Consider the following 23,259-nt stretch of genomic DNA (forward strand, 5'->3'; position numbering starts at 1 on the left):
TCGACGGTGCCAGCCCGCGTCTCCCAATCGCGGTCACGGTAGCCATTGCGTTGAGTGAGCCGCATGGGGTTCTTCACACCGAAGTCAGCACCCGTGGCCGAGCCGACCTCCAACTCCATCAGCCGCTCGGCGGCAAAGCCAATCATCTCACGCAACAAATCTGCATCGGCACTCTTCTCAACAAGCGAACGCACGTTCATCATGTCATTGGTCATCGGTGATCTTTCCGTCAGGTTGGTCTTGAACAACCCGACCCTAGCGGAAAACACTGATGGCCGCCCGCAAAGCCGATCACCCGCTACAGCGCAACGAGAAGCGCGCGGGCGCTCGGCTTTACTCCCTACCGTCAGCTACACCAGGTGCTGGGACACGATCCGCGTTGCCGGTTGCTCACACCGCGCCACTTGGCGTATTCAAAACCGCCGAGGCTCTAATCGCCGCTGGATGAAAGTTCAGTGGCAGGTCACGCAGGCTCAAGACCCTCAAGGGCCTCACACTACGAGTTCGTCTGCAAGACATAGACTTCGCAGCCTGAACGTTTCACCCTCGATCCGCTCCATGAAAATGCCGGGACTGAACAACGACGGCTGAGTGCAGGCATCAAGACTTAAGTCTGTCGTAAAGCAGACAAAGCGAATACAAACGTGGTGCGAACTGTCGGCTATTGGCTGACACGAAGATGCAGAACCCTCGACGTGCTGGAGGTGCCCCAGGCACCTGCTATCATCGCAGGTTGGGGCCAAGGCTGGCCTGCTCTGATCCCCGGTAGTGGGCGGGGTACACCCTGCCGATTTCAATGAAGCTACGCCTTTTTTCCCGGCTGATCTCGTCCACCGTTCAAAGGCCCAACCGCCACGTCAGCAGCGTTTAGGCGAATATACGCTCCAGCATCTCTCTTAACTGCAGCGCTTCGCCGCCATCTGAGGTTTCGCGACCGCACGCGCTTGCCATGGCAGGTCCCGCAATCCGTCGCCCAAAGCCGTTATGGATGCAATACGAAATTTCCCGGCAATCTGGACATCTGCCGCGTGAGACCTGGAATGCAATATTCGAGTTCTGGTGCCTATTCAGCTCCCATTCGTGCTGCATGTCCGAGTGGCACGTCCCTTGCTTCACTTCATGCTACTGATTCACCGCAGAGAGCGAGGATGAACTGACGTAAACTCTATTTCTATCGCCCCAGTCGCTTTGTCGGAGATGGGTCACGAGCCGCATCGACGGGGCAGGAAGGCCTCAGATCGGGATTTAGCCCCAACGAAGCTGAAACCAGGGAGGCGCTCGGCCGTGCTGGCCTTCGCGCCAAGGGCCGGCGAATTCTCCTGCGATATCGTGGCGCGGATGCACTCTGAGCCTCGAGAGGTAAGTGCTACCCTGCTCGTCAACGAGACGCCAATGAGCGTGCGGCGTCACGGAAACATATGGCACGGATTTTTTCCACGGTAAACGTCCGTACTTTCGAAAGCTGGCAATGGTGAATCCTTCAACATACTCTGCGCAACTCGCCGACGGCACTATCTCGGTTCACGTGGATCGAAGCCTTGTACCCCCCATCGAGATGTTCGGCTTCGGGCAGCGAATCAACCCGAACCGCTCGTTTCTGTTTGTTTCCAAGGTTCTTGGTCGATTCCTGCCGATCCGCCCTTCGGTCATGGGAAATGCATTCGACCTCCTTGCACGTCAGATTCCTGCCGATATTCCTGGTCCGGTTTTGTTCATCGGAATAGCCGAAGCGGGCATTGGCCTTGGTGCGGGTGTCCATCGGCGGTTCCGCGAACTCACTGGTCGCGGCGATGCAATATATATCTGCTCCACTCGCCATGATCTTAAACTGCCGCTGCTGTGCGAATTTGAGGAAGAGCATAGCCATGCCCCGCGGCACCTCCTGCACGAACCATGCGAGGCAAGGCTCCGCGACTTGGTTCATGGTGCGACCGGCTTGGTACTCGTTGACGATGAGGCTTCGACAGGTAAGACATTTGCCAACATCTTCGCTGCCCTTCCTGCAAAAATTCGTTTGAAGCTGAAGCACACAGTCCTACTTACGCTTACCGACTGGTCAGAAGGCGCTGCCCGCGCGGAGATCACGGGAACAGTCAGTGAGGCTACTATCGTTTCCGGACGGTACAGTTGGACTCCGCGTGGGGATTTCACGGCAGCTACTCCGCAGGTCCCTTCCTGTGACCGTCCTAAGCGGCCCGAGGTCTGTCCCGACGTCGCTCGAGACTGGGCGCGTCTCGGCGTCGTCGATCACTTGCAGGGTCTCAATGCAAACGCTGCCGATGACGGGATTACCCTCGTACTCGGAACGGGCGAACACGTGTGGCAGCCCTTCCTGCTTGCGGAGCGCTTGGAAAAGGAGGGCGCTGAGGTTTTCTATTCATCCGTGACGCGTTCTCCCCTGTCGAAAGGCCACGCGATCGGTTCAGTACTTTCGTTCTCCGACAACTACGGCGGAACGGTTCCACATTACCTCTACAACGTCGATCCAGCGCTGTACTCGAAAATTATACTCTGCTCGGAGACAGGCCCGGAAAATGTCTGTGCCAGCCTGATGTCCGCACTGGGCGATCCCATTGTCCTTTCAGACGTAGAAGGTGAATGAAGCCGCCTTAGGCCATGCGGTCTGCCGCTTCGAAATCGGCTCACTCGATCGGACATTTCCGCCAGTCCACAGCGACACAACACTGCTGTCGCGTTACCTAAGGACATCACTCCCATGGGGGATACCTATGACAGCATCGCCTCCCCTGCCACACTAGGCTCCTACGCCGAATACGACGTGACGCTCCTTCTCAAGAGAGTGGATATTCAGCCTACTGACACGGCCACGAGGGAAGAGGCCATCCAATCCGGGCGGCGGCATTACTCGGAAATGATTTCCGCCGAGATGGCCCCGACCCGCGAATACATGGAGCTGTTTGCTAAGGCCATGGCCACTGGTGGCCCGCGCATGGGCGCCGAGACGGCACGCCTCGCCCTCGCGATCGTGCAGTCGGTCGAGGGTCCTATTACCCTTGTCAGTTTGGTCCGCGCCGGCGTGCCCTTCGGCATCCTTCTCAAGAGGGCCATCGCCTTACTCGGCCGGGACGTCGGACACTACGGGTTGTCGATCATTCGCGACAAGGGCGTTGACGACGAGGCTATGCGCCACATTCTTGCCAGGCGTCCTGTCGAGAGCATCGTCTTCGTAGATAGCTGGACGGGCAAAGGAGCAATTGCGAACCAACTCGAAAAGAGCTTCAAGGACTACTCAGACCGGCCTGCGCGGCTAGTTGTATTGGCCGACCCCTGCGGCTGCGCATGGCTCGCCGCATCGGGCGACGACTGGCTTATTCCCTCCGGAATGCTAGGATGCACCGTATCCGGGCTTATCAGCCGCTCGATCCTCAACGCTGCCCTCGTCGGTCCCGGTGACTTCCACGCCTGCGTCCAGTGGGATAATCTCGCGGAACACGATATTTCCCGATCATTCGTGGATGGTATGTGGAATGATGTCTCCACTGTGATTGCAACCGAAATCCCGAGCGTCTGGAGTATCGAGACCCGCCGGGCGCATCGCGATGCCGCCGCCGCTGCCGTCGCCTGGGTGATGGGGGAGGACGCCGTAACGAACATCAACCGAGTAAAGCCGGGCATTGCGGAGGCGACCAGAGCCATCCTGCGACGTGTGCCGGAAAAGGTGTACGTCTCGTCGCCAACCGATCCAGAACTCGCGGCCCTCATGTACCTGATCGACAACAAAGGCGTCCCGTATGTCGTCTCCCCTAGAAAGATCGCCCCCTACCGCGCCGTCACGCTGATCCGGCACGTCTCCTAATCTCCACGTATGTCTACTTACGAGCTCGGCGCGCAGGTCAAGGAAACTGAGATGTGACAAATTCCGTATCGTAAAATTCATTGCCAATGGAGAATCCGCGAAAGCTCACATCTGGCAATCGATCAGATATTTAACCAGTCGCATTTTGGAGTACGCATATGAAGCCCATTGCTCTGGTGGACCTCGACGACACCTTGTTTCAAACCAAGAAAAAGATACCGGAGATTGCGGAAGCCGATCTGGTATTGGCGTCCAAATCCATTAATGGAAGCAACTCCTATATGACGAAGATTCAAGCTGCCTTTGTCGAGTGGCTGCTCGTCTCCACGGAGGCCATCCCGGTTACGGCGCGCGGCTCTGAGGCTCTTTCGCGCGTTACGATCGCGTTTGAAAGCTACTCAATCGTATCGAACGGTGCCGTCATCCTCAAAAAGGACGGCAAGCCTGACGCCGAATGGCATGAGGTCGTCGCAAGGGAGCTCCGGCCGCTTGCCGGCTTTTTCGATAAGCTCCTCGATGAGGGCAGGACCAAGGCGAGGGAACTTGGCGTCCACATCCGGTGCTGGTCGGTGATGGAAGCTGATCTCGCGACATATGTTGTCTTCAAAGAGATTGACGGAGACGGCTCACGCCTTGAAGAGATTGTGCCGATCATTCGAGAAAAACGGGGTTGGGTTCGACACCACAACGGCAATAACCTTGCGCTAGTTCCGCCTGCGATCTCAAAACGGGTGGCCTCACAATTTCTGCTCAAAAAGCTTCGGACGGAGCATCCAGGTCGCCCAGTGATCGGCTACGGTGACAGTGTGAGCGACTTCTCCTACCTGTCCCTCTGCGACTGGTGGGGCGCTCCGGGTAACTCTCAAATGACAGACCTTGTCGTTTCCGCTGTTGCGCGTGAGAGATAGGTGACACGCGTACTGCGAACGTGGTGATATGTGAGGAGGGTGCAGGAATGATCCTGCACCTCCAGTCTTTCAGTAGAAACTTCCTATGGGTAAAACGCCGCGCCATATCGCGGTAAGAACCATGGCAAGCGCGGCGAGGATCGCGAGATTCCCGTCGGCTTTTACCACGAGTACGTAGAGCTTGTATTTCAGCATGATATGACCTTTCGATGAGCTCATTAGGAACTGCCGTCTCGACGGTTCGTGCCTTACTTGCGCAGAGCGAAATTTCGCGCCCATGATCCTCTCGGCGTCGATCCGCCGGAAATGGTCGACGATGGGTTGATCGTCATAGACCATGGCCGCGCTCTTGACGCAGCCGAACATCATGGCCTTCAAAGACGCGACCGGGCCCTCGCCCGCAGCCGGCGCTGGAGATAGGAAAACTTGGTTGCTTGCCACACGCGTCCTGTCGATCTTATAAAAACGCAACGTTAGCCGAAGCGGGATCCATTTGGGATCCACGGCAACCAGCCGCCGGTCTCCCGCTCGAAACAGCAGCACATCGGCGCGCATGTCCGGCGTGAACCGTTTGCCGAACCAGCCAAGATCTTCGAGCACACCATCGAACGATGCCCCGTCGATTGGCGACTGTCTATCCATTCAAGCGGCCAGTGCGGCTGCTCGGCGTCACGCTTTCAACGCTGACGACCTCCGATCGGCAATGCACGACCCCAGTCCCAACTTGATCTCGGGCTCTGACGGCCCATCGCCCCGAAATAGAAAAGCCTGCCGCGGGAGGAGGTGCGGCAGGCTTTCCTAAAAGAACCGAACGGCGACCTGGGAGGAGGAGTGCCGCTGTTCCCACAGACGTCCCTTTGGGAGGAGGAGTGGGCCGTCTAAACTTCGAAGCGTTGCGGGAGGAAGCATCGCTTCGATGAAAATAGCAATACTCGGGCCAGCGCCATGAAGCCAGCGTCTATGTTGCACTGCAGCTATGCACCCGCCGCAACAATCGGCAGGACATCGAGCATTCCTACCCCTGATTTTGTCGGCGGCTCTGCCGCTGTTACAGAGTGGAACCGCTACAACGTCAATTTCGATATCGAAAGCCCCAAGAAGGCCGTGACAGTTCGCGGCGGCCCTGCCGTCATGGAAAGTAGCGCCGCTGGAGACGGTGGCCGGCAGCTAAGCTGGATCGGTGCGGTTCGCGACAGTCATTAGGGGACACCCGGTGACAGACAGTATGAAGTGGCAGTCGCTCCCAGAAGCGCAAGATGTTCTGCGGGTATGTTTTCACCGTTAAGACCCGGCTGTACAATCCCGATCCGGTACTCGATGAACTTGCGTCGGGCAGCCTTTCGAAGCGTGGCCAAGTCATTCAGGCTGCCTCGAATGAAACGGGCCCGGCCCTTAAGATGTGATGTTTCTCTCACGGTCAGGTGGTTGATGAGGTTCTTCAAGCTCCATGTCCCCTTCACCCCCTTCTGTGCTTGACCGCAAACGAGGTAAAGATCGTCCGCCCGGCGCCCCATTACTGCCTGCGAGTATTTCAGATGCCAGAGAAGTACGGTGACGGTATCGTCCGTCTCCTCGATCGCCACGACGTCCGCGCTCTCCCAGGTGTCATCGTCATCTCTTCCGGGAGAGTGGGCAGACAATCCTCGCAATGGGCGTTCCGCTGATCGCACCTCCTTTGGTTTTCTGACCACTTTACCGCCCGAAGCGTGACCTCTCGCTTTTGAGGCAAGTGTCCGAGCGTAAAGCGAAGCTATTGAATCTTGTAAAGAATTCGGTTGCGCAGCGGGCGGATTCCCGCTATCTTTTTCGATAGGGCAGTACGCGCTGCCTTGGGGATTAGAACCCCCTACGAGCGGTTGGTGCCGGCCGATTCGGCACCACACTCCTTGACCTTCGGTCGAGGAGCCTGTGGCGTATGTCCAGGTTCCTCGGAACTAAAGGCCACAGGGCCGTCTCGTACGGTGTTCTAACTCCCCGATCAGTGGGTTGAGCGAGTTATTCCGCGGGGGCGCACCGCGTGAAACTCTCCACACGGGGTGTCCACCATGAAGCGCTATTCAGCAGCCCAGGTCCGACCTTCGAGGCCTGCGCGAACCGAACAGCCGAATGTTGCACGCGAGTCGGTGCATCCAGTCGATCGGCATGTCGGACAGCAGATCCGTATGCGCCGAATGCAGTCGAATGTATCCCTAGGGGATCTCGGCGCCGGCATCGGGGTCAGTTTGCAGCAGGTACAAAAATATGAAAGCGGTAAGAACCGCGTCAGCGCTTCGATGCTCTACGAGCTTGCCAATTGCCTCAAGATCCCTGTTTCGAGGTTTTTCGAAGGTCTTCCAGATCCCGAAACCACTCAGGGCCAGCAAATCATAACAGAGATCGATGAGAAGATTGCCTACATTTCCACGGCGGAGGGACGGCGTCTGATAGACGACGTTTTGCTCCTTTCTCCGCGTGTGCGCAGCCGGGTCGTTGCCCTCGTCAGCTCGATTGTCGATGAAGAGATGGAAGAACAGAAGCCGGTTGGTTCATCTGCTGGTTCTTAGCTCCCTACCGGTCGATTTTCTCCGCTGCTTCAAGCGAAAATTCGACGCGCAATACCGCCTTCTGTGCTCGCGAAAAATCGGCGGCGACGTGTTCTGCCCGCTCTTGCGCGGCGCGCCGGGCGGCTTTGTGTTGCGCAAGCGATAGGCCGGCATCGGCTTCATGGCTGCGCAATACGGATTGTCGCATCAGCGCGTCCTGAAGCTCGGCGGCGGCGATGACACCACTCTTGCGCAATACGTCGACGACAGGATTGCCGGCGGCCCGGCTTGCCGCGATGTCGAGCGCTTCGGAGGCTTTCGTTTCCCGCTCCCGCGCGCTTTCGGCATCCGCCCGCGCCTCGGAGAGGCTGCGGGAAAGATTGTCCGCCCGCAGGCTGCGGATCTGCAGCAACTGCCTGAGAGATTTCAACGCCTTCATATCAGCCGCTCAGGCACCGTTGTTCGTCGTCAGGATTTCCAGCTGGCCGCCCTTGATGACCTTGATGCTGTCGGCTTGCTGCCGGCTCAGCACGTCTTCGACGGCCTTGGTGAAGACGGCGGGCCCGCGCACCAGCACCAAGCCGCTGGCGGGATCTTCACGCAGCGCATCGTCCGGCAGCAGCGGGAACAGCGCGCGAATGGCGTTTTGCTCGGTCTTCCAGCTGCGGCCGCCGCGATCGAGGACAACGGTGGAGACCTCCTGCTTCGGCGCGATGATGATGCGGCTGCCGTCATAGGCGACGAAGAGATTGCTGGCATCGCCAAGCTTGACAAAGGCCTTGGCTCCGCTTTCCCGGACGGACCAGTGCTCGACCTTGCCGCTCAGCGTCCCGACTGTCGTGACCGGGATGCCGGACATGAAGGACAGCGTCTGGACGACATCGCCAAGCGGCAGGGAGACGACATCCAGGCGCACCTCCCGCTCGCTGGCGCCGGCCGGTGGAGGAAAGGAGGCCAGCAGTCCGATAGCGGCCATGTAAACAAAACGCGCAAACATCTGAGTTTACCTCACGATCCGGATATCGCCCGACAACTAATGAACGAATGAAGGCAGGGCTGCGAAATCCAATCTATTAATAATTATCTGATCTACTGTTGCAGATCATCGGTCCGCTGGGAACAGGACGGATATCCATTTCGCGCATTTGTTGTACATATCGCGAATTAATAACTTTTTAACATAAGCTATTGAATTCGATCTTGAATTCTGCAAGGCTCTGGCCGCCAAAACCATGCAAGGAGTTCAAGACATGGCTAGTACTTCGACACTTGATGCGGGCATCGGCTCGGCGATTTCCGCCTTCAAGTCGGCCCAGAACGAAGCGACCGAGCAGAGCCTGAAGGTTGCAACCGAAATCACCAAGATCAACGGCGTCGCAAACGCCATCAAGAAGATCGGCCCAGGCTGATTGAAACAATGGCGAGACGGGTTCGCCCGTCTCGCTTCCCCGCTCTCGAAGACAATAAAAGCCGCTCGACGGACGGTTCGGGAACAAGATGGTTATGGATCTAGATTCCTCTTCGCCGACATTCAGAGGTAACGCCGGCAACGCTGCGTCAGGCAGCGGCGGACCGGTCTTGCGCATCACGCGTGCCGGGCGCAGCTCCAATCTGCCGCTGACGGCGGAGCGGCAGGTGGTCGGCGGCAGCGCCGATTGCGACCTGATCATCCTCGGCGCCAAACCAGAACCCGCCTTTGCCATCAGTTTGCAGCGCTCCCGCGGCTCCGACACGGTGTCGTTGACCGCGCTGCGGGATGACGTCGTGATCAACGGTCGTTCCATCCCACGCGATCGGACGATGACCCTTACGAAGAGGCAGACCATCTCCTTCGACGGCACGGCCTGCGAACTCGAAGGTCTCGGCGCCGGGCGCGTGCGGTTCGCGCCACGCCGGATTGCGGCTGCCGGCCTTCTCGGGCTGGCGGCGTTGCTTTTGCTGGCCGGCCTTTACAACAGCGATGCGCCGGCTCACGAAGCCCCGCTCGTCAGGGTTTCCGCCGCACCCGAACCGGCGCCGGCGGCGGCGGCGATCGCGGCCGAAATCCGCCAGGCCATTCGTATGGCGCAGCTTCCCCAAGATCTGAGCATCGTCGCCACCGCCGACGAAATTCGCATCGGCGAAGGATCGCGGCCTCTCGGCCTGCCCGACAAGACCAAGCTGCGCAGCATCATCGCCTCGATGAGCCGGCGCGGTTCCGTTTCCATCGTCGATCTCACCGCCCTCTCTTCCGGTCTCGACGGCTTCGTTGCCGCCGCCGGCTATACGCCCGTCAGATTCATCATCGGCTCCGACGGCCGCCGCTACGAGGAAGGCGATGTCGTTTCGAGCGGCTGGCGGATCAAGGAGATCGGCAAAGACCAGATGACCGTTTCCCGCGACAGTGAGGACGATACGGTCAATTTCGCCCCCGCCGGCAGTGCCGAGCCGAAGCTCGCCGAAATTTCCAGCAGCGAACAAGAATAGGCGATGGCGTCGGAAGCCGGATCATGAAGGTAAGGTCATCCGCCATCGCCATGCTTGCGCAACGCACCGATATGCTGCTTGCGGTGTTTTTCGCCTCCGTCGTGACGATGCTGGTGCTGCCGCTTCCGACAATCGTTCTGGACGTGCTGATCGCTTTCAATCTCTCCTTCGCTTTCGTGGTGCTGATCACCACGACCTATCTGAAGAGCGTGCTTGAAATCTCGACCTTTCCCGCGGTCATTCTGATCGGCACGCTGTTCCGCCTGGCCTTGACGATTTCCTCGACCCGGCTCGTGCTGGCGGACGCCGATGCCGGCGAGATCATCATGGCCTTCGGCGATTTCGTCGTTGCGGGAAATGTCGTCGTCGGGCTGATCATTTTCCTGATCGTGGCGCTGGTGCAGTTCATCGTGGTGACGAAGGGCGCCGAGCGCATCGCCGAGGTCGGCGCGCGTTTCACGCTCGACGCCATGCCCGGCAAGCAGCTCGCCATCGACAGCGACCTGCGTAACGGCCATATCACCACGGAAGCCGCGCAGAAGCGCCGGTCGCGCCTCGAACAGGAGAGCCAGTTCTTCGGGGCGATGGACGGCGCGATGCGCTTCGTCAAGGGCGATGCGGTCGCAGGATTGGTGATCGTCGCCGTCAATCTCATCGGCGGCCTGGCGATCGGTATCTTCCAGAAGGGCCTGAGCTTCGCCGAGGCCGCCCATCTCTATACGCTGCTGTCGATCGGCGACGGTCTGGTGTCGCAGATTCCGTCCATTCTGATGGCAGTCTCGGCCGGTATCGTCGTGACCCGCGTGTCCGATGACGGCAACGGCAGTCTCGGCAGCGATATCGGCCGCGAACTCTTCCGGGAGCCCCGTGCATTGGCGATTGCGGCGGCGCTGACGATCTGCGCGGGCTTCGTGCCGGGATTTCCCACAGGCGTGCTCGGCGCGATCGGCCTGTGTCTGGCGGGCCTTGCCTTCATGGTGCATCGCCGGCGCGCCGGCCCAGCCGCGGCCGGATCGGCAAATGCCGTGGAAAGCGCCAATTCCTATCCGCTCGACAGGACGAAATATGGCGATCCCGTCATCGCCACCGTCGCGGTGGAAACGCTGGCGCGGCTTGAGGCGATGCGACTCGGCGAAATGCTGGACGGGCGGATCCGCATGGCGGCGCGCGCCGTCGGCGTCTCCGTGACGGTGCCGACGTTCAACGCCGATCCCCGCATGGCCGAGGATCTGATCCACCTTCAGGTCGAAAACGTGCCCGCCGGTCTCGTCAGCTGCGGTCCCGAACGGACGGCCGAACAGATTGCCGACGACATCGTGCGCATCGTCCGCCGCCATATCGGCGCCCTGTTCAGCGTCGACGACGCGGCACAATGGCTGGGCAGCCTCGAACCGCGTCTCGGCAAACTGGCGATCGACGTCGCCACCCAGGTGCCGCTGATGCTGACGGTCGCGGTCGTCAGACGCCTGCTGGATTCCGGCGTGACGCTTTCCCAGCCGCGCGGACTGCTGGAAGTGATGCTGCACGCCGGCACCGATCACGCGCCGGATGCCCTGGCCGAAATGGCGCGCGCCGCGCTGGTCAAGCAGATCGCCTTCGGGCTTCTCGACCGGCGCGGATTGCTGCCGGCGCTGGTGCTTCCCGCCGAATGGGACCACTTCATCCGCTCCTATGACGCCGCTGGAGCGACCGAGAAGATCGAGATAGCCGAAAGGCTGCGCCTGCTGGCCGAGAAAGCCAGGCAGGCTCTCGAGGACGCCAACGAGCGGGGATACGATCCCATCATCATCGTGCCGGGCGAGTGGCGCCTGCTCACCCAGACGCTGATGATCCACCACAACTGCCGCATTCCGGTGCTGGCGGCGGAGGAGATCGACAGGGATATAACGATCGAAACCATCGGAGAGATCGGGCAAATCCGGAACGCTGCCGGCTCCAAACAAAGGCCGGGCTGATAGAGCAAGTGAAGTAGACGAGACCAACTGGGGATGAATGCAATGTGTGGCGTAGATGGACAAAGGCCCATAGACTTCGACAGAACCTCCCGTTTCGACCTTGAGTCCGATTGCCTTGGCGGCAGCAATAGGGCCGACACGGATTTCACCGCCATCCGAACCCGCAAGGTCTCGCCCTTCGAAGATTTCTCCGGCAACCCGCCGACGCTGACCTCCTATGTGCCGAAGTCGCGGGAAACGTCGGAAAACGGCATGGATTCCGACCCCAAGGATCTGCTGCGCAAGCACATCAACTGGCAATCCCACTCCAAGAAGGTGGATCCATCCGACGAGAAACAGGCCACGACTTTGCAGACCACGACGGAAAAACCCGACCTCTCGAAAGAGGGCAGCGTCATCGTCGTCAACGAGCCGATCGTCGTGGATGGCGGCGTGTTCGACGGCAAGGGCGCGACCTATACGGCCTCGTCCAAGCTCGGCGATGGCGGCCAGTCCGAAACCCAATCGCCGCTGTTCATTCTCAAGAACGGCGCGACGCTCAAGAATGTCAATCTCGGCGAGAATGGCGCCGACGGAATCCACGTCTATGGCGGCGCGACGCTCGAAAACGTCAATTGGCAGAATGTCGGCGAGGATGCGCTGACGGTAAAAAGCGCCGGCGACGTCACTATTGTCGGTGGCTCCGCCAAGGGCGCGACCGACAAGATCTTCCAGATCAATGCCGACACGAGGTTCTATCTGAAGGATTTCGTCGCTGACGGCTTTACCACGCTCGTGCGCACCAACGGCGGCAAGCAGATCGACGCCGACGTCACCATCGACGGCGGGGCGTTCTCCCACGGCAGCAACGTCTTCCGCACCGACAGCTCACTTGCCAGCGTGACGTTCCTCTCCGATATCACGCTGGACGATGTGAAGAACTGGACGCGTGTAGGTGACAACCAATCGGGCGTCTGAGACGCCCGACCACCGGAACCGCAAAGCGAAGATCAAGCGGGCGGCTTAGGCTCCCGCTTTTCATTGCCGGCCTGGTCCTTGCCTGCGCGGCGGGCTGCTGCGCATTTCCGCGCCGATTTGCCGGCGCGCCGATTTCAGCTTCGGGTCGCCCTGGATATCCTTGTATTCGCGCCGCGCCTCGGTCTTGGTCATGCGGTGTTCGTGCCTGAACAACGCGCGCGAAATGCGGATATCGAAAAACGCCGCGGCCACCATGATGCCGGCGGCAATGACGAGGATCGAGCCGAGGAGATGGGCTGTCGCGGAGAGCGTGCATGCTTCTCCGCAAAGAGGCGACCAGAAGATGCTGTTGAGGAAATAGAGGATCGCACCGCCGCCGGCGGTGGCGAGCAGGACAAACTTGACGAGCCCCTTGACGAACTCGGCGATGCTCGCGAGCGAAAAAAGCCTCTTGATGCCCTCGAACGGATTGAGCCGGGTGAAATCGAAGCTCATATGTTTGAACGATACGGGAAACCCCTGCCCGTCGAGGATCGACACCAGGATGGTCGCGGCAAGACCCGTGGCAAGCGGCAGCCAGATGAGATCGAGCAGCGCCACGCCGGTTTCGCTCAAGCCGACAGTGACGGCGTCGGAGAGGTCGGCCCGTCCGGCGGACTGCAGGCCGCTATCGAAACTGCGGGTGAAATCCTCGAGGATAGCAGGCAAGCCCCAGGTGACGTAGACGGCGATGGCAAGGACGGAGATCGCAACCGGGATTTCCTTCGAGCGGGGAACCTGGCCCTCGCGCCGGAGCCGATCGAGCTTCACCCGGCTCGGCGGCAGGGTTTTTTCCTCGGTATCGTCATTTTTGGCCATGGGTCACCTCCAGCATGGCTTTCACCTCGTTGAATCCGTCGATCCAGAGATCGTGGAAATAGCTGGAGATAAAGGCCGTGTAGATGACGAGAATGACCACGACCGCGAAGTTCTTGATGGCCGGCAGGCTATCGTTCAGCGGGAATTGTTTCGACGAGCGGCCAACGAAGGCCAGCGACAATTCGAGCGCGCAGGTGACGATCATGAACGGGGCGGCAAGCAATCCGGCCGCTTTGAACAGCCGGCCGAATACACCGAGGATCATGTCGAGCGGATCGTCGGGCATGGCGGGCATGAGCTTGAAGAGCGGCCAGAACTCGAACGACTTGTAGAAAATCGCGACCAGATCGATGATGCCGCCGGCGCTGACGAAAAGCACCAGGGCGATCGACATCATCAGCGAACCGAGCGGCGCGGTTTCCAGCGCGTTGATCTGGTCGAAGAGATTGGCGGCATTGGCGCCGCGATAGACATCGGTCATATCACCCGCCGCCTGGGCCGCCCAAAAGGGAATGCCGAGCCCCATGCCGATAAGCGCCCCGAAGCAAAGTTCCTTCATCGAAAGGGCGGCCAGATCGAACCAGGACGTATCTCCGAGAGCCAGCACCGAATAGGCGAAGGCGACGGAGGGCGCCGAAAGGCCGATTGCCAGGCCGAAACGCAGAATGCCGACGATGCTGAACAGCGAGAAGATCGGGAAGATCAGCAGGATCCCGAGCGCGCGGGCGGCGCCGAGCATCGCCGCGGCCGGTGCCGCGACCTCGATGCCGACGAGCGGAAGATGATCCGGCCCCATCCGCCCCGCCTCACTGAACCATGGTCGGGAAGTCGTTCAGGATATGAACGGAATGTTCGATCAGCGGCGTTGCCAGCACCCGGCCGAACAGCAGCAGGGTGATGGAGATCACGAAAATCTTGACGATCTGCGCGATGGTCTGCTCCTGGATTTGCGTTGCCGCCTGGAAAATGGCGATGATCAGCCCGAGAAGCGCGGCCAGGCCTAGAATGGGGCCGGCCAAGGCGAAGGTCGCCATGACGGACATGCCGATTTCGGCTGCGACCTGGTCTTCACCCATGACGGCAGGCCTTTCGCGTGGGCGCGGCAGGCGCTCGAACCGGGGCTTTCGTCAAGGCGCGATGCTCACTGCGCATAGGACAGCACCAGACCTTCCAGCAATCGCCGCCAGCCGTCGATCGAGACGAACAGCAGCAGCTTCAGCGGTGTCGACACCACGGTCGGGGACATCATCTGCATGCCGAGCGCCACCAGAATGGCGGAGACGGCGAAGTCGATCATCAGGAAGGGCAGATAGATCAGAAATCCGATTTCAAAGGCCCGCGTCAGTTCCGAAACGAGGAAGCTCGGCGTCAGCACGGTGATATCGTCGGAGGCAATGGGGGTTGCCGGCGCGTTTGCCCAGATCTTCTGCGACGCCTGCACGAAAAAGTCGCGCACCTCGGCGTCGGAAAATTTCAGCATGAAATCCTTCAGCGGCGCTGCCACTTTGATCATGCCGTCCGCCATGCCACTGACCGTGCCGAAATCGCCGCTATGGGCGAGCAGCAATTGCCAGCTGTTTTGCAGCACCGGGTTCATCACGAAGGCCGAGAGCACGATGGCAATCGCAAAGACCAGGAGATTCGGCGGCGTCTGCTGGATGCCGATCGCATTGCGCACGATCAGCAGGACGACTGAAATCTTGGTGAAGGAGGTTGCGATCACGGCAATGACCGGCAGCATCGAGATCGCCGCCATTGCCGCGAGGCTCTGGGCAAGAGGAAAGCTCTGTTCCATCAGTCGTGCAGCGCCGTGACGCGAACGGCGCTCAACCCATCCACGGAAATGATTTCGCCCCGTCCGATAATGCGGCCCTGGGCGATGATATCGACGGCGTCCGACAATGGCCTGTCGAGGTTGAACACATAGCCCTCGCCGATCGTCTCGAGTGCGCGCAGCGGCAACTCCAGCCGTCCGGCATCGAAGACCAGCTTGATCGGGATGCTATCGACAGGCGACGGACGCGGCTCGCCCTGCAATTCCTGATCGACGGTGTCATTCGTCATGAAATGCCTCATTGGTCCGGTTGGCGTCGACAGGAGCGGCTCGGTGAGGACCGCGCCTTTGTCCGAGCGCATGCAGGTTGCGAGGTAACGTTCACCCGTGATCGCGACCACGGTCTCCGCTGCCCCCCCATCGATGACGATGCCGTCCCCCAATCGCAGGGATTTGATCTGACCGACCGACAGCACGGCATAACCGCGCCGGATGTTGACCGCCGTCGTCAGGGCATTGAGCGTGCGGCGCGGTAGGCGGCTTGCCCAGCCGACGAGGCCGGCAAGGAAGGTTTCATCGAAACGGCCGCTCAAGGGCAGGCTCATGCCGCTCCAGCCGATTTCGAAGCCGAAATTGCCGCTGAAATCCGGCTGCGGCTCTGCACCGATCTGCAGCAGCGACAGGCTGATGCCGATCTTGTTCTCGATTTCCTCGAAGGCCTCGACGAACTGATGTTCGACCACCGCCGCCTGTTCGTGCGGTGACAGTTTTTCCCAGAGGAGCAGCGGTTCAAGCCTTTCGGCCAGCAACCACAATGCGCCGGCCGACGCAATCAGCGTCTGCTCCCGTTCGCCGACGCGGCAGAGAATGCCGACTGGATCGGCAATCCGCGCGGCTGCGATATCGGGGGACAGCGGGCGAACGGAAAGCGTCTGCTCCCGGACCGGAATTTGCCAGGCGGCGCGCATCGTCGTGCCGGAACGGGAAAAGAAGCTCCCGGCCATCGATGAGCGGGGCCATGCGGGCGCGGCGATATTCATCGGACAAGCTCCTCGAGCGCTTCGACGATCGCGCCGAACGGCTGCGGCTTGCCCTGGCCGTCAAACAGGAAGCGCTGGATGAGCCCGTGTTTGGCGACGGCCTCGTCGACGGCTGCGTCGCGCCCCTGGCGATATTCGCCGACGCGGATCAGCAGTTCCACCTCGTCATAGAGGGCAAGCAGGGCGCGCAGCCTGTCGGCTGCCTGGCGATGGCTCTCGCTCACCACTGCGCTCATCGTCCGGCTTCGGCTGGCCAGCACATCGATCGCCGGAAAATTGCCTGCCTTGGCAATCTTGTCGGAGAGCACGATATGGCCGTCCAGCAGCGATCTGGTTTCTTCGGCAATCGGATCGTCTTGCTCTTCGCCTTCGACGAGCACCGTATAGAAAGCCGTCATCATGCCGTTTGCGCTGTTGCCGGCACGCTCGAAGATTTGCGGCAGGACGGCGAATACGGAAGGCGGAAAGCCGCGCCGCACCGGCGGTTCGCCGGCGGCAAGCCCCACTTCGCGCAAGGCGCGGGCCATGCGGGTGACGCTGTCGATGACGAGCAGCACGTGTTTTCCCTGCTCGCGAAAATATTCGGCGATCGCCGTTGCCGTCATCACCGCCTTGAACCGCTCCAGCGCCGGGCGGTCGGATGTGGCGACAACCAGCGTCACATTCGAGGGGACGCCTTCCGGCATGTTGCCGGCAACGAATTCGCCGACCTCGCGTCCGCGTTCGCCCACCAGGGCGCAGACGATCACATCGGCCTTGTTGTTGGCGACGATCTGGGACACCAGCGTCGACTTGCCGGCGCCAGGCGCGCCGAAAATACCGATGCGCTGGCCCTGCCCGCAGGTCAGCAATCCGTCCAGGGCGGCAATTCCCGAGGTGAACGGCTGGCGGATGGGACGGCGCGACAAGGGGTTGACCGGCTGGCCGTAGAGCGGCTGCAGGAAACGCGCGTCCTCGCCGGCCGGATTGGCGGAGGGACGCAGGACGTTGCCGTGCGCATCGACGATCGCGCCGAGCAGGAAGTTGCCGACAGAGATCGCCGGCTCCCGGCCGGTCGGGACGATTTCCGTGCGCTGGGAGATGCCGCGGGTTTCGCCGTGAAGCGAGAGAAGTGCCGTCTCGCCGTCGATACCGACGACATCGGCGAGGCCGATGCGGCCCCTGCCCGGCTCATGCAGTTCGCAGAGCTCGCCGATCCGAACCGAGGGGATGAGCGCCCGCACCAGCAGGCCCGAAACACTCGTCACGCGGCCGCTCTGCCGTCGCACGTCCGTCTGTTCGAGCGTCCGCTCCATGCGAAGCAATGCGTCAGCCATGGACGAGGGCCTCGATCACGGTGGCGAGCTGGTCTTTCAAGCCGATCTGGCTTCGTCCCGCCGATGTCTCCAGGACGATCTCGCCGGCAGACATCAGCGGATCCGTTTCGATAGTGATGCGATGATCGATATCCGCAATTGCCTGGGCGATCATGGCGGCATCCTCGGGGGCGACATGGAGGGCGATCTCCTGGGCCTCTGCGGTCTGGGATATGGCGTGGCGGACCAATCGCCTGGTGCGTTCGTCGGCCTCCATTGATCCGAGGATCAATCCGACCGATTTCAGAACCACCGCCTCGACCCAGCTGTCGAGATTGGCAATCTCCTGTTCGGCTTTTCCGAGCGAGGCGGCAAGCCGTGCGGCGGCATCACGAACGCCCTGTTCGAACCCGTCGCGATAGCCGTTTTGGGCGGCCTGCTCGCTGGCGGCTGCAAGTGTGGCCTGGGATTGGGCGGCGTCCTGGCGGGCAGCCGCCAGAATTTGCGCCGCCTCCCTGATCTGGCCGAAGTTTTCCGCCGGAATGATGCGGTCGTGGCGTGCAAATCCCGAGCTCATCGTCCGGCGCCTTCCTGTGTGGAGGCGACCTCGTCGACGGCGGCCGTCGCCAGAACGAGCGCCGGGCTCTTCAACAGGGAAGCCGAGCCGTTTTCGGCCATGTCGCGCCAGCCCGCCCACCGCCATGCCGCAGAGATCCGATATTCGTCTGCCAGAAGCGTCAGCATCGACCAGCCATCGGCCTCGACGACATGCCTTGCCTGCTCGCTCAACAGATCAAGCGGCGGCGTTGCCGTGGAAAGATTGATGTGGCCGAGGGCGAATGCGACCGCTTCCTCGCCGTAGGCGGCCCTGAGCCTCGCAAGGGTCGGGCGATCGACCGCGGGGCAGAAGGCTGCGAGATGATAGGCGAAGCCCGCCCGGAACGCGGCCTTTGCGAGTCCGTCCGCGTCCATGGAAATCAGGCGGCGGGCGCCGTCGGCAAATGTGGCGGGGTCGCCATGGGCTTCTGCGATCTCCGTGAAAAGCCGCCGGTGCAGCCGCCGCGACAGGGTAGACCCATCGGCAAGGAGCGGCGCGGTCCCATCCCATCGGGCGGCCGTCAGCATATCCGCGGAAAGCAGCGCTGCCCTGCGGATCCTCGCCGCATCCGAGATCGCCTCGCCGTCCGAACGCGGCGTGCGCATGCTCAGCGCTCCTTCCGCTGCGGCAACAGCAGCAGCAGGCATGCCCCGATGGCGAGGATAATTGCGCCGATCACGGCCAGATTGGGGGCCTTGAAAGCCGAGAGAGCGCTTTGCACCATCGAGAATGGCGCTGCGGCGGGTGCCGGCGTCACGGTTGCCGCCGGGGCCGATGCTGCCGTTGCCGGCGGGGCCGCCGGCGCGCCGACCTCCGACCAGGGGCTGACCACCACCGAGACATCTTCGTAAGAGAGATCACGGATGCTGTTGACCAGAACGGACCGGCTTTTCATGTCGATCTCGTTGAGATTGGCGCCGGGGCGATATTGCAACACGGCCGCCGCCCTCGCCTTTTCCTTGATGAGCCCGCGGCCGTTTTCCTCCGGCAGCACCACATGGACGCGCGCCGTCGCCACGCCGTCAAGCCCCGAAAGCGTTTCGGCAAGCTGCTGCTCGATGGCGTAGCTCATCCGGGCTTTTTGTTCGTAAGGCGTCACAAGGAAGCCGTTGCCGGGAAAGAGTTCGGCGACATTTCCGAACGACTGACGCGGCAGACCGGCGCCCGCCAGCAACTCGATCGCCCGGGCATGATCGGCTGATTCAGCGGCGATCGCATAGGTCCCGCCCTTTTCGCTCTTCATGGTGACGGAGATGCCGGCGCGTTCGAGCAGGACCTGAGCATCCAACGCATCGCGCTGATCGAGTCCCGTCAGCACGTCCTGGCTGCAGGCGGCGAGGAACAGGCAGAGGGCGAGCATGGCGGCCTTCGGAAGGACTTTGCGCGCGGGCGAAGTGATCGGTGATCTCGCAAGGGCCGATGTGATCATGATATTCACTGGCCCTGCGTCAGCCGTTTGGACGACGACATCACCGACTGGGTGAGTGACGACAGCAGCGTCGTGCCGGTCGCGAATTGCTGTGATTTCTCCAGCCGGTCGATCGATGTCGTGATGTCTTCGATCTTCGGGCCGCTGTGATCCTTGTCCGCGGCAAATCGCACCAGCGGCGTCTCCGGCTGGCCGTTCCCGGCCACCGGCATGAAGAATGCCGACAGCCGGTCGAGAATGCTGGAGGGCCTGGTATTGCCTTCCGGTGAATAGGAGGGCGGGACGGCGTCGGACTCAGGCGCGATCTTGCGGCCCTGGATGTTGGGAATGGAGGTGAGTTCGGTTGGCCGAAGGCCGGCGAAATCCGCCGGCTGCAGCCCGATCCGCTCCGCCACGATCTCCGAGGTCTCCAGCACATTGCCTGTCGATACGCCATCAACGGGCGGCGTAAAGGCGCGGCCGGTAAGTTCTTCTCCGCTCATTGCAATTCCTCAACTCGGTACACGTCAACTGCAAACGATGAACGGGAACGCTACTCGTCGCTGCCTTCGTCGATCGCCTCCTTGGCGAAATTGAAAAGCGAATTGTTCAGCATCAGGGTGTTGGAAATCATGCCTGGCAGAAACGCGTCCACGGCAGCGGAGAGTATCTCGCTCTCGCTGTTCGGATCGACCTTTTTCGTCGTGCTGCCGGTGGTGTCCTTGGAATCTGTCTTATCAGTCGTCAGCTCCACCGAGACAGGGTTTGCAGGCGCCAGGTTCAGGTCGGAATTCACTGCATCTACGGCCATATGAGCACTTCCATCAAGGAGTTATCAAAATGAATGCATGATTTGATATGGATAAAAAAACGGCCGGTCAATTGTTTAAACTTAACCGATGGTTAATTTTCGGAAATTACAATCGCTTTGACAACTTTCTCGACCTTTATATTAAAATTGAACGTTTTTATCCATAAAGCGCAGCAGATATCCAGATTGCGCATGAAATTCATACTTAAATTTATTGCTATCAAATATTCACAGGCCCGACCGCCTCTACGCCAACCGGGCCTGTGAGTACCCAGATATTTGGTGTTGCGAAAGCGTCCCGGATCAGCCCACCGCCGTACCGCGGCGCTTCTCGATATCGGCGATGATCGCGTCCCAGTTCTCAGGGGTCAGCTCGCGCTGTTCCGGGTCGCGGGGCGCGGGGGCGACGCCGCCCTTGGCGCCGACGCGCTGACCTGTTTTGGCGTAGATGCCGACCGTGTCGTTGACAGTGCGCTTAAGCATGTCGTTCATCATGTCGGTCTGCTTGTGGAAGGCTTTTTCCTGCTTGATGCTCTGGTAGATGGCAAAGCCCGCCCAGGCCGCCCAGGACACCGCGCCGGCGATTGCGAAGGCGAGCGAGAAGCCGCCGGAGACGAGCGCTACCGTTGCGCCCGTGCGCCCGAGGAAGGTGGAATTCACCAGCATATTGGCAACGCCTGCGATGCCCTCGATCGCGCCGACCGTGTCCGCCGCGGTTCCGATACCCATGAAGATGAGATCGACCGGATCGCCCTTGCCACTGGTGAGCCCCTGCAGGAACTGGTAATATTCCACCGGCAGCCAAGCGACGCCGGCAACGGCGCCAACCGTCGTCCCGGTATTCTTGAAAAAGGCGGAGAGCACGCTGCGCTGCGCCCGCGCCAGCTCGTCGGAAACGCCGACGAGTGAACTGATCCCATCCAGCAGCGAAAAATTCGAGGCTTTGATCGCCGAGCCGAGCGCACTGCCCATGTGCGCGAGAGCGCCAAGGGCGTGCAGAACCACGATGCCGATGCTGTCCCAGGTCGGGCTCGTCATGTTGAGGCCGGCATAGATGGAGCGGGATGCGGTAAGCACCGACATCACGCCGGAAGAGAGCGCCGCCTTGTATTTGACAGGATCGACCCCTGCCGGCGCCGCCGTCGCGGTCTTGTCGATCAGCTTGGCAAGGTCGGCCTTGATCGTTTCGACGCTGCCGCCCGGTCGCATCGTCGCCCAAAGCGCGGTGAAGATCGTCGTGAAATTGGTCTTGTATTGCGCCATGGCATCGGCATTGCCCTTGAACAGGGTTTCCGCCAGCGCGTCGAGGCTCGGGGCGATGATCCTCTTGATCGCCTCTTCGGCGGTCTTGCCGTCGACGATGATTGGATCGATCACATCCGTGCCGGGCATCAGCGTCTTCATCAGGCCTGACATGGAAAGTCCCATGTCCTTGAGGCTCGATGTCAGATATTCGCTGTCGATATAGGGCAGATCGAGACTTTGGATGGTCTTGCTCCAGCCATTGTCCTTGGTGGCGAACATGCGCTCGGCGATCCAGGCGTCGCCCCCGCTGCCGGCGAAGAAGCGCCCGCCGTCTGAGCCGTTGGCGGCAATGCCCTTGCCGGCCAGCCCGGTGCCGATCATGATTGCCGCCATGACGTCGTTGAACGAATAGCTGGCGAGATTGCTGGAGGGCAGCGGCGAGACGCTCTTGTCCCACTCGGCATTGGCCGGCAACTTCGAGACCAGGCTGGCGCCCATGACGAGCCCTTCCAGCGCGGTCTGCACCGCATGGCGGTAGCCCAAGACCTCCTTGCCGCCGGGTGCGCTCAGGCGCGACGTCAGGCGCTCCAGATTGCCGGCGAGATCGCCGATGCCGATTTCTCCGGCGCCTACCTTGTCGAGCAGCGGACCGAGAAGCGCCTTGACGTCGGCCTTGAACTGATCGCGCACCTCGGGGCTGTCTGACCCGTAAAACTGGTTGGCCATCGCCTGGATGGTCGGGTTGAACAGGTGGGTGATATTGTTGGGAACGGTGCTGCCGAATTCGGAAGCGGCAACCTTTTTCAAACCGTCGAGGTCGATCTTGAGATCGGGGAACAGGCTCCCGCCGAGCCCGAGCGACTGGTCGAAATCCACAACCGGCAGGATGGAGCCGAGCCCCTTCAGTTCCCGCTCGGTCTTGTTGCCGGCCAGTCCCATGCGGATCAGGCCATCGAGCGCCGTCGTCGGATCGGAGATCGTCGGCAGCACGTTCTTGTCGAAGAATTCGGCATAGGTCTTGTCGGCAATCGCCGAGCGCTGCTTTACGAAATCGTCGGGAAGCACCATGGAATAGAAGCCGAGGGCGGCATTATATTCCTTGAGAATGGTGGTGACGTCCTTGCCGGATTTGAGACCGTCATTCAGCAGGCCGCCATTGACGATGTCGCGCTCAAAGGCATCCTCGACCTTCGTACGCAGGTCCTTCATCTTCTCGTCACGCGTTATCGTGTCGTTGATGATCTCGGAAGCGTCCTTGTTCGTATCGGCCGGCGCCACGCGATAACCGGAGAAGATCAGCTTGAAGGCCTTCAGCGCCTTCTCCGTCATCAGCGAGTTGACGTCGGGGTCCGAGCCCAGGATGGCGATCGACTTGTCGAGATCCTTCAGGATCTCCTGGTCGTTGTAGATGCCGCGCTGGTTGTCGCCGAGGCTGTCCTTGTATTGGCCGAAGGTCGCCTTGGTCTGAAGCAGATCGAGATACATGATCAGTTTCTGCTCGGCAGTGTAATTGTGAGGGTTTTTGACGACGTCGATGCTCTCGAAGGATTTGTCCTTGTCCTTCAGCCCTTCCATGAAGCCCTGATTGATCTCGCTCATGAAATC

Annotated in this window: 24 protein-coding genes and 2 pseudogenes; 9 read left to right on the top strand and 17 right to left on the bottom strand. The window is 60.8% G+C overall.

Going from position 1 to position 23,259, the window contains the following annotated elements:
* On the bottom strand, positions 1-215 hold a 215-nt coding region (locus GGD53_RS16185; protein WP_184457658.1), incomplete at its 3' end, for a transposase.
* Between the two features lie 1,253 nt (positions 216-1,468).
* Between GGD53_RS16185 and GGD53_RS31740 the strand changes: the two genes are divergently transcribed.
* The 3 genes from GGD53_RS31740 (at position 1,469) to GGD53_RS16200 (ending at position 4,725) form a co-directional block, all read left to right on the top strand.
* Complete coding sequence (locus tag GGD53_RS31740) at positions 1,469-2,602, top strand: phosphoribosyltransferase domain-containing protein (protein ID WP_011053330.1); 1,134 nt, start codon at positions 1,469-1,471, stop codon at positions 2,600-2,602.
* Positions 2,603-2,716: 114 nt separating this feature from the next.
* Positions 2,717-3,817: a cysteine protease StiP domain-containing protein gene (locus tag GGD53_RS16195; protein WP_004675992.1), complete on the top strand. Its 1,101-nt coding sequence runs from the start codon at positions 2,717-2,719 to the stop codon at positions 3,815-3,817.
* 158 nt (positions 3,818-3,975) lie between these two features.
* On the top strand, positions 3,976-4,725 hold the full coding sequence (locus GGD53_RS16200) for a hypothetical protein (RefSeq protein ID WP_004675991.1): 750 nt from the start codon (positions 3,976-3,978) through the stop codon (positions 4,723-4,725).
* Between the two features lie 270 nt (positions 4,726-4,995).
* On the opposite strand, the pseudogene GGD53_RS32245 reads toward GGD53_RS16200, so the two are convergent.
* Positions 4,996-5,343 (bottom strand): annotated as a pseudogene (locus tag GGD53_RS32245) (DUF4334 domain-containing protein); the annotation flags it as partial.
* A gap of 5 nt (positions 5,344-5,348) precedes the next feature.
* Here GGD53_RS32245 and GGD53_RS31745 point away from each other — a divergent pair.
* Positions 5,349-5,466 (top strand): annotated as a pseudogene (locus tag GGD53_RS31745) (DNA polymerase IV); the annotation flags it as partial.
* 458 nt (positions 5,467-5,924) lie between these two features.
* Here the strand turns inward: GGD53_RS31745 and GGD53_RS31450 are convergent.
* Positions 5,925-6,308: a hypothetical protein gene (locus GGD53_RS31450; RefSeq protein WP_008534295.1), complete on the bottom strand. Its 384-nt coding sequence runs from the start codon at positions 6,306-6,308 to the stop codon at positions 5,925-5,927.
* A 462-nt stretch (positions 6,309-6,770) separates the two neighbouring features.
* On the opposite strand from GGD53_RS31450, the gene GGD53_RS16210 reads away from it, so the two are divergent.
* Positions 6,771-7,268: a helix-turn-helix domain-containing protein gene (locus GGD53_RS16210; protein ID WP_064823764.1), complete on the top strand. Its 498-nt coding sequence runs from the start codon at positions 6,771-6,773 to the stop codon at positions 7,266-7,268.
* Between the two features lie 4 nt (positions 7,269-7,272).
* Here GGD53_RS16210 and GGD53_RS16215 read toward each other — a convergent pair whose 3' ends face one another.
* Both GGD53_RS16215 and GGD53_RS16220 read right to left on the bottom strand, forming a co-directional pair.
* Positions 7,273-7,686 carry a hypothetical protein gene (locus GGD53_RS16215; protein WP_008534291.1) on the bottom strand — a complete coding sequence of 138 codons (414 nt, stop codon included), beginning with the start codon at positions 7,684-7,686 and terminating at the stop codon, positions 7,273-7,275.
* 9 nt (positions 7,687-7,695) lie between these two features.
* Positions 7,696-8,244, bottom strand: a complete 549-nt coding sequence (locus GGD53_RS16220) for a hypothetical protein (RefSeq protein WP_008534289.1) — start codon at positions 8,242-8,244, stop codon at positions 7,696-7,698.
* Between the two features lie 253 nt (positions 8,245-8,497).
* On the opposite strand from GGD53_RS16220, the gene GGD53_RS16225 reads away from it, so the two are divergent.
* The 4 genes from GGD53_RS16225 (at position 8,498) to GGD53_RS16240 (ending at position 12,625) form a co-directional block, all read left to right on the top strand.
* On the top strand, positions 8,498-8,656 hold the full coding sequence (locus tag GGD53_RS16225) for a hypothetical protein (protein ID WP_004672595.1): 159 nt from the start codon (positions 8,498-8,500) through the stop codon (positions 8,654-8,656).
* 169 nt (positions 8,657-8,825) lie between these two features.
* Complete coding sequence (locus GGD53_RS16230; RefSeq protein ID WP_246717805.1) at positions 8,826-9,713, top strand: SctD/MshK family protein; 888 nt, start codon at positions 8,826-8,828, stop codon at positions 9,711-9,713.
* A 23-nt stretch (positions 9,714-9,736) separates the two neighbouring features.
* A complete protein-coding gene (locus tag GGD53_RS16235) occupies positions 9,737-11,668 on the top strand; it encodes a flagellar biosynthesis protein FlhA (RefSeq protein WP_008534277.1) in 1,932 nt (643 codons plus the stop codon).
* Positions 11,669-11,710: 42 nt separating this feature from the next.
* Positions 11,711-12,625 (top strand): pectate lyase, encoded by a 915-nt coding sequence (locus GGD53_RS16240; RefSeq protein ID WP_008534276.1) that lies wholly within the window; start codon positions 11,711-11,713, stop codon positions 12,623-12,625.
* 60 nt (positions 12,626-12,685) lie between these two features.
* On the opposite strand, the gene GGD53_RS16245 is transcribed toward GGD53_RS16240, so the two are convergent.
* The 12 genes from GGD53_RS16245 to GGD53_RS16300 form a co-directional block, all read right to left on the bottom strand.
* A complete protein-coding gene (locus GGD53_RS16245; protein WP_064823763.1) occupies positions 12,686-13,483 on the bottom strand; it encodes an EscU/YscU/HrcU family type III secretion system export apparatus switch protein in 798 nt (265 codons plus the stop codon).
* Positions 13,470-14,279: an EscT/YscT/HrcT family type III secretion system export apparatus protein gene (locus tag GGD53_RS16250; RefSeq protein WP_008534267.1), complete on the bottom strand. Its 810-nt coding sequence runs from the start codon at positions 14,277-14,279 to the stop codon at positions 13,470-13,472. The genes GGD53_RS16245 and GGD53_RS16250 overlap by 14 nt, the downstream gene beginning before the upstream one ends.
* Before the next feature lie 10 nt (positions 14,280-14,289).
* Positions 14,290-14,559, bottom strand: coding sequence for a flagellar biosynthetic protein FliQ (locus GGD53_RS16255; protein WP_004672590.1), 270 nt, complete (start codon positions 14,557-14,559; stop codon positions 14,290-14,292).
* 65 nt (positions 14,560-14,624) lie between these two features.
* On the bottom strand, positions 14,625-15,278 hold the full coding sequence (gene sctR / locus GGD53_RS16260; protein ID WP_008534263.1) for a type III secretion system export apparatus subunit SctR: 654 nt from the start codon (positions 15,276-15,278) through the stop codon (positions 14,625-14,627).
* Positions 15,278-16,297 carry a FliM/FliN family flagellar motor switch protein gene (locus GGD53_RS16265; protein WP_008534260.1) on the bottom strand — a complete coding sequence of 340 codons (1,020 nt, stop codon included), beginning with the start codon at positions 16,295-16,297 and terminating at the stop codon, positions 15,278-15,280. Before GGD53_RS16265 ends, sctR begins: the two co-directional genes overlap by 1 nt.
* Positions 16,294-17,613: a FliI/YscN family ATPase gene (locus tag GGD53_RS16270; RefSeq protein ID WP_029875511.1), complete on the bottom strand. Its 1,320-nt coding sequence runs from the start codon at positions 17,611-17,613 to the stop codon at positions 16,294-16,296. Before GGD53_RS16270 ends, GGD53_RS16265 begins: the two co-directional genes overlap by 4 nt.
* On the bottom strand, positions 17,606-18,169 hold the full coding sequence (sctL, locus tag GGD53_RS16275) for a type III secretion system stator protein SctL (RefSeq protein ID WP_004672586.1): 564 nt from the start codon (positions 18,167-18,169) through the stop codon (positions 17,606-17,608). The genes GGD53_RS16270 and sctL overlap by 8 nt, the downstream gene beginning before the upstream one ends.
* Positions 18,166-18,795: a hypothetical protein gene (locus tag GGD53_RS16280; RefSeq protein ID WP_008534242.1), complete on the bottom strand. Its 630-nt coding sequence runs from the start codon at positions 18,793-18,795 to the stop codon at positions 18,166-18,168. Before GGD53_RS16280 ends, sctL begins: the two co-directional genes overlap by 4 nt.
* Before the next feature lie 2 nt (positions 18,796-18,797).
* Entirely contained in the window at positions 18,798-19,628 is an 831-nt protein-coding gene (sctJ, locus tag GGD53_RS16285; protein WP_008534240.1) for a type III secretion system inner membrane ring lipoprotein SctJ, read from the bottom strand.
* On the bottom strand, positions 19,625-20,101 hold the full coding sequence (locus GGD53_RS16290) for a hypothetical protein (protein ID WP_064823762.1): 477 nt from the start codon (positions 20,099-20,101) through the stop codon (positions 19,625-19,627). The genes sctJ and GGD53_RS16290 overlap by 4 nt, the downstream gene beginning before the upstream one ends.
* Before the next feature lie 50 nt (positions 20,102-20,151).
* Positions 20,152-20,409 carry a hypothetical protein gene (locus GGD53_RS16295; protein ID WP_004672582.1) on the bottom strand — a complete coding sequence of 86 codons (258 nt, stop codon included), beginning with the start codon at positions 20,407-20,409 and terminating at the stop codon, positions 20,152-20,154.
* A gap of 303 nt (positions 20,410-20,712) precedes the next feature.
* Positions 20,713-23,253, bottom strand: a complete 2,541-nt coding sequence (locus GGD53_RS16300; protein ID WP_004672581.1) for a hypothetical protein — start codon at positions 23,251-23,253, stop codon at positions 20,713-20,715.
* Between the last annotated feature and the right edge of the window lie 6 nt (positions 23,254-23,259).

Source organism: Rhizobium aethiopicum, assembly GCF_014197535.1.
Classification (GTDB): domain Bacteria; phylum Pseudomonadota; class Alphaproteobacteria; order Rhizobiales; family Rhizobiaceae; genus Rhizobium; species Rhizobium aethiopicum_A.

Excerpts from the sequence above, each read along its gene's own strand:
- GGD53_RS16255 (WP_004672590.1), bottom strand. The coding sequence starts at position 14,559 with ATGGGTGAAGACCAGGTCGCAGCCGAAATCGGCATGTCCGTCATGGCG.
- GGD53_RS16210 (WP_064823764.1), top strand. The coding sequence starts at position 6,771 with ATGAAGCGCTATTCAGCAGCCCAGGTCCGACCTTCGAGGCCTGCGCGA.
- GGD53_RS16200 (WP_004675991.1), top strand. The coding sequence starts at position 3,976 with ATGAAGCCCATTGCTCTGGTGGACCTCGACGACACCTTGTTTCAAACC.
- GGD53_RS16225 (WP_004672595.1), top strand. The coding sequence starts at position 8,498 with ATGGCTAGTACTTCGACACTTGATGCGGGCATCGGCTCGGCGATTTCC.
- GGD53_RS16235 (WP_008534277.1), top strand. The coding sequence starts at position 9,737 with ATGAAGGTAAGGTCATCCGCCATCGCCATGCTTGCGCAACGCACCGAT.
- GGD53_RS16240 (WP_008534276.1), top strand. The coding sequence starts at position 11,711 with ATGTGTGGCGTAGATGGACAAAGGCCCATAGACTTCGACAGAACCTCC.
- GGD53_RS16300 (WP_004672581.1), bottom strand. The coding sequence starts at position 23,253 with ATGAGCGAGATCAATCAGGGCTTCATGGAAGGGCTGAAGGACAAGGAC.
- GGD53_RS16250 (WP_008534267.1), bottom strand. The coding sequence starts at position 14,279 with ATGGGGCCGGATCATCTTCCGCTCGTCGGCATCGAGGTCGCGGCACCG.
- GGD53_RS16295 (WP_004672582.1), bottom strand. The coding sequence starts at position 20,409 with ATGGCCGTAGATGCAGTGAATTCCGACCTGAACCTGGCGCCTGCAAAC.
- sctR (WP_008534263.1), bottom strand. The coding sequence starts at position 15,278 with ATGGAACAGAGCTTTCCTCTTGCCCAGAGCCTCGCGGCAATGGCGGCG.
- GGD53_RS16270 (WP_029875511.1), bottom strand. The coding sequence starts at position 17,613 with ATGGCTGACGCATTGCTTCGCATGGAGCGGACGCTCGAACAGACGGAC.
- GGD53_RS16290 (WP_064823762.1), bottom strand. The coding sequence starts at position 20,101 with ATGAGCGGAGAAGAACTTACCGGCCGCGCCTTTACGCCGCCCGTTGAT.
- GGD53_RS16280 (WP_008534242.1), bottom strand. The coding sequence starts at position 18,795 with ATGCGCACGCCGCGTTCGGACGGCGAGGCGATCTCGGATGCGGCGAGG.
- GGD53_RS16220 (WP_008534289.1), bottom strand. The coding sequence starts at position 8,244 with ATGTTTGCGCGTTTTGTTTACATGGCCGCTATCGGACTGCTGGCCTCC.
- sctL (WP_004672586.1), bottom strand. The coding sequence starts at position 18,169 with ATGAGCTCGGGATTTGCACGCCACGACCGCATCATTCCGGCGGAAAAC.
- GGD53_RS31740 (WP_011053330.1), top strand. The coding sequence starts at position 1,469 with ATGGTGAATCCTTCAACATACTCTGCGCAACTCGCCGACGGCACTATC.
- GGD53_RS16265 (WP_008534260.1), bottom strand. The coding sequence starts at position 16,297 with ATGAATATCGCCGCGCCCGCATGGCCCCGCTCATCGATGGCCGGGAGC.
- GGD53_RS16195 (WP_004675992.1), top strand. The coding sequence starts at position 2,717 with ATGGGGGATACCTATGACAGCATCGCCTCCCCTGCCACACTAGGCTCC.
- GGD53_RS16215 (WP_008534291.1), bottom strand. The coding sequence starts at position 7,686 with ATGAAGGCGTTGAAATCTCTCAGGCAGTTGCTGCAGATCCGCAGCCTG.
- GGD53_RS16245 (WP_064823763.1), bottom strand. The coding sequence starts at position 13,483 with ATGGCCAAAAATGACGATACCGAGGAAAAAACCCTGCCGCCGAGCCGG.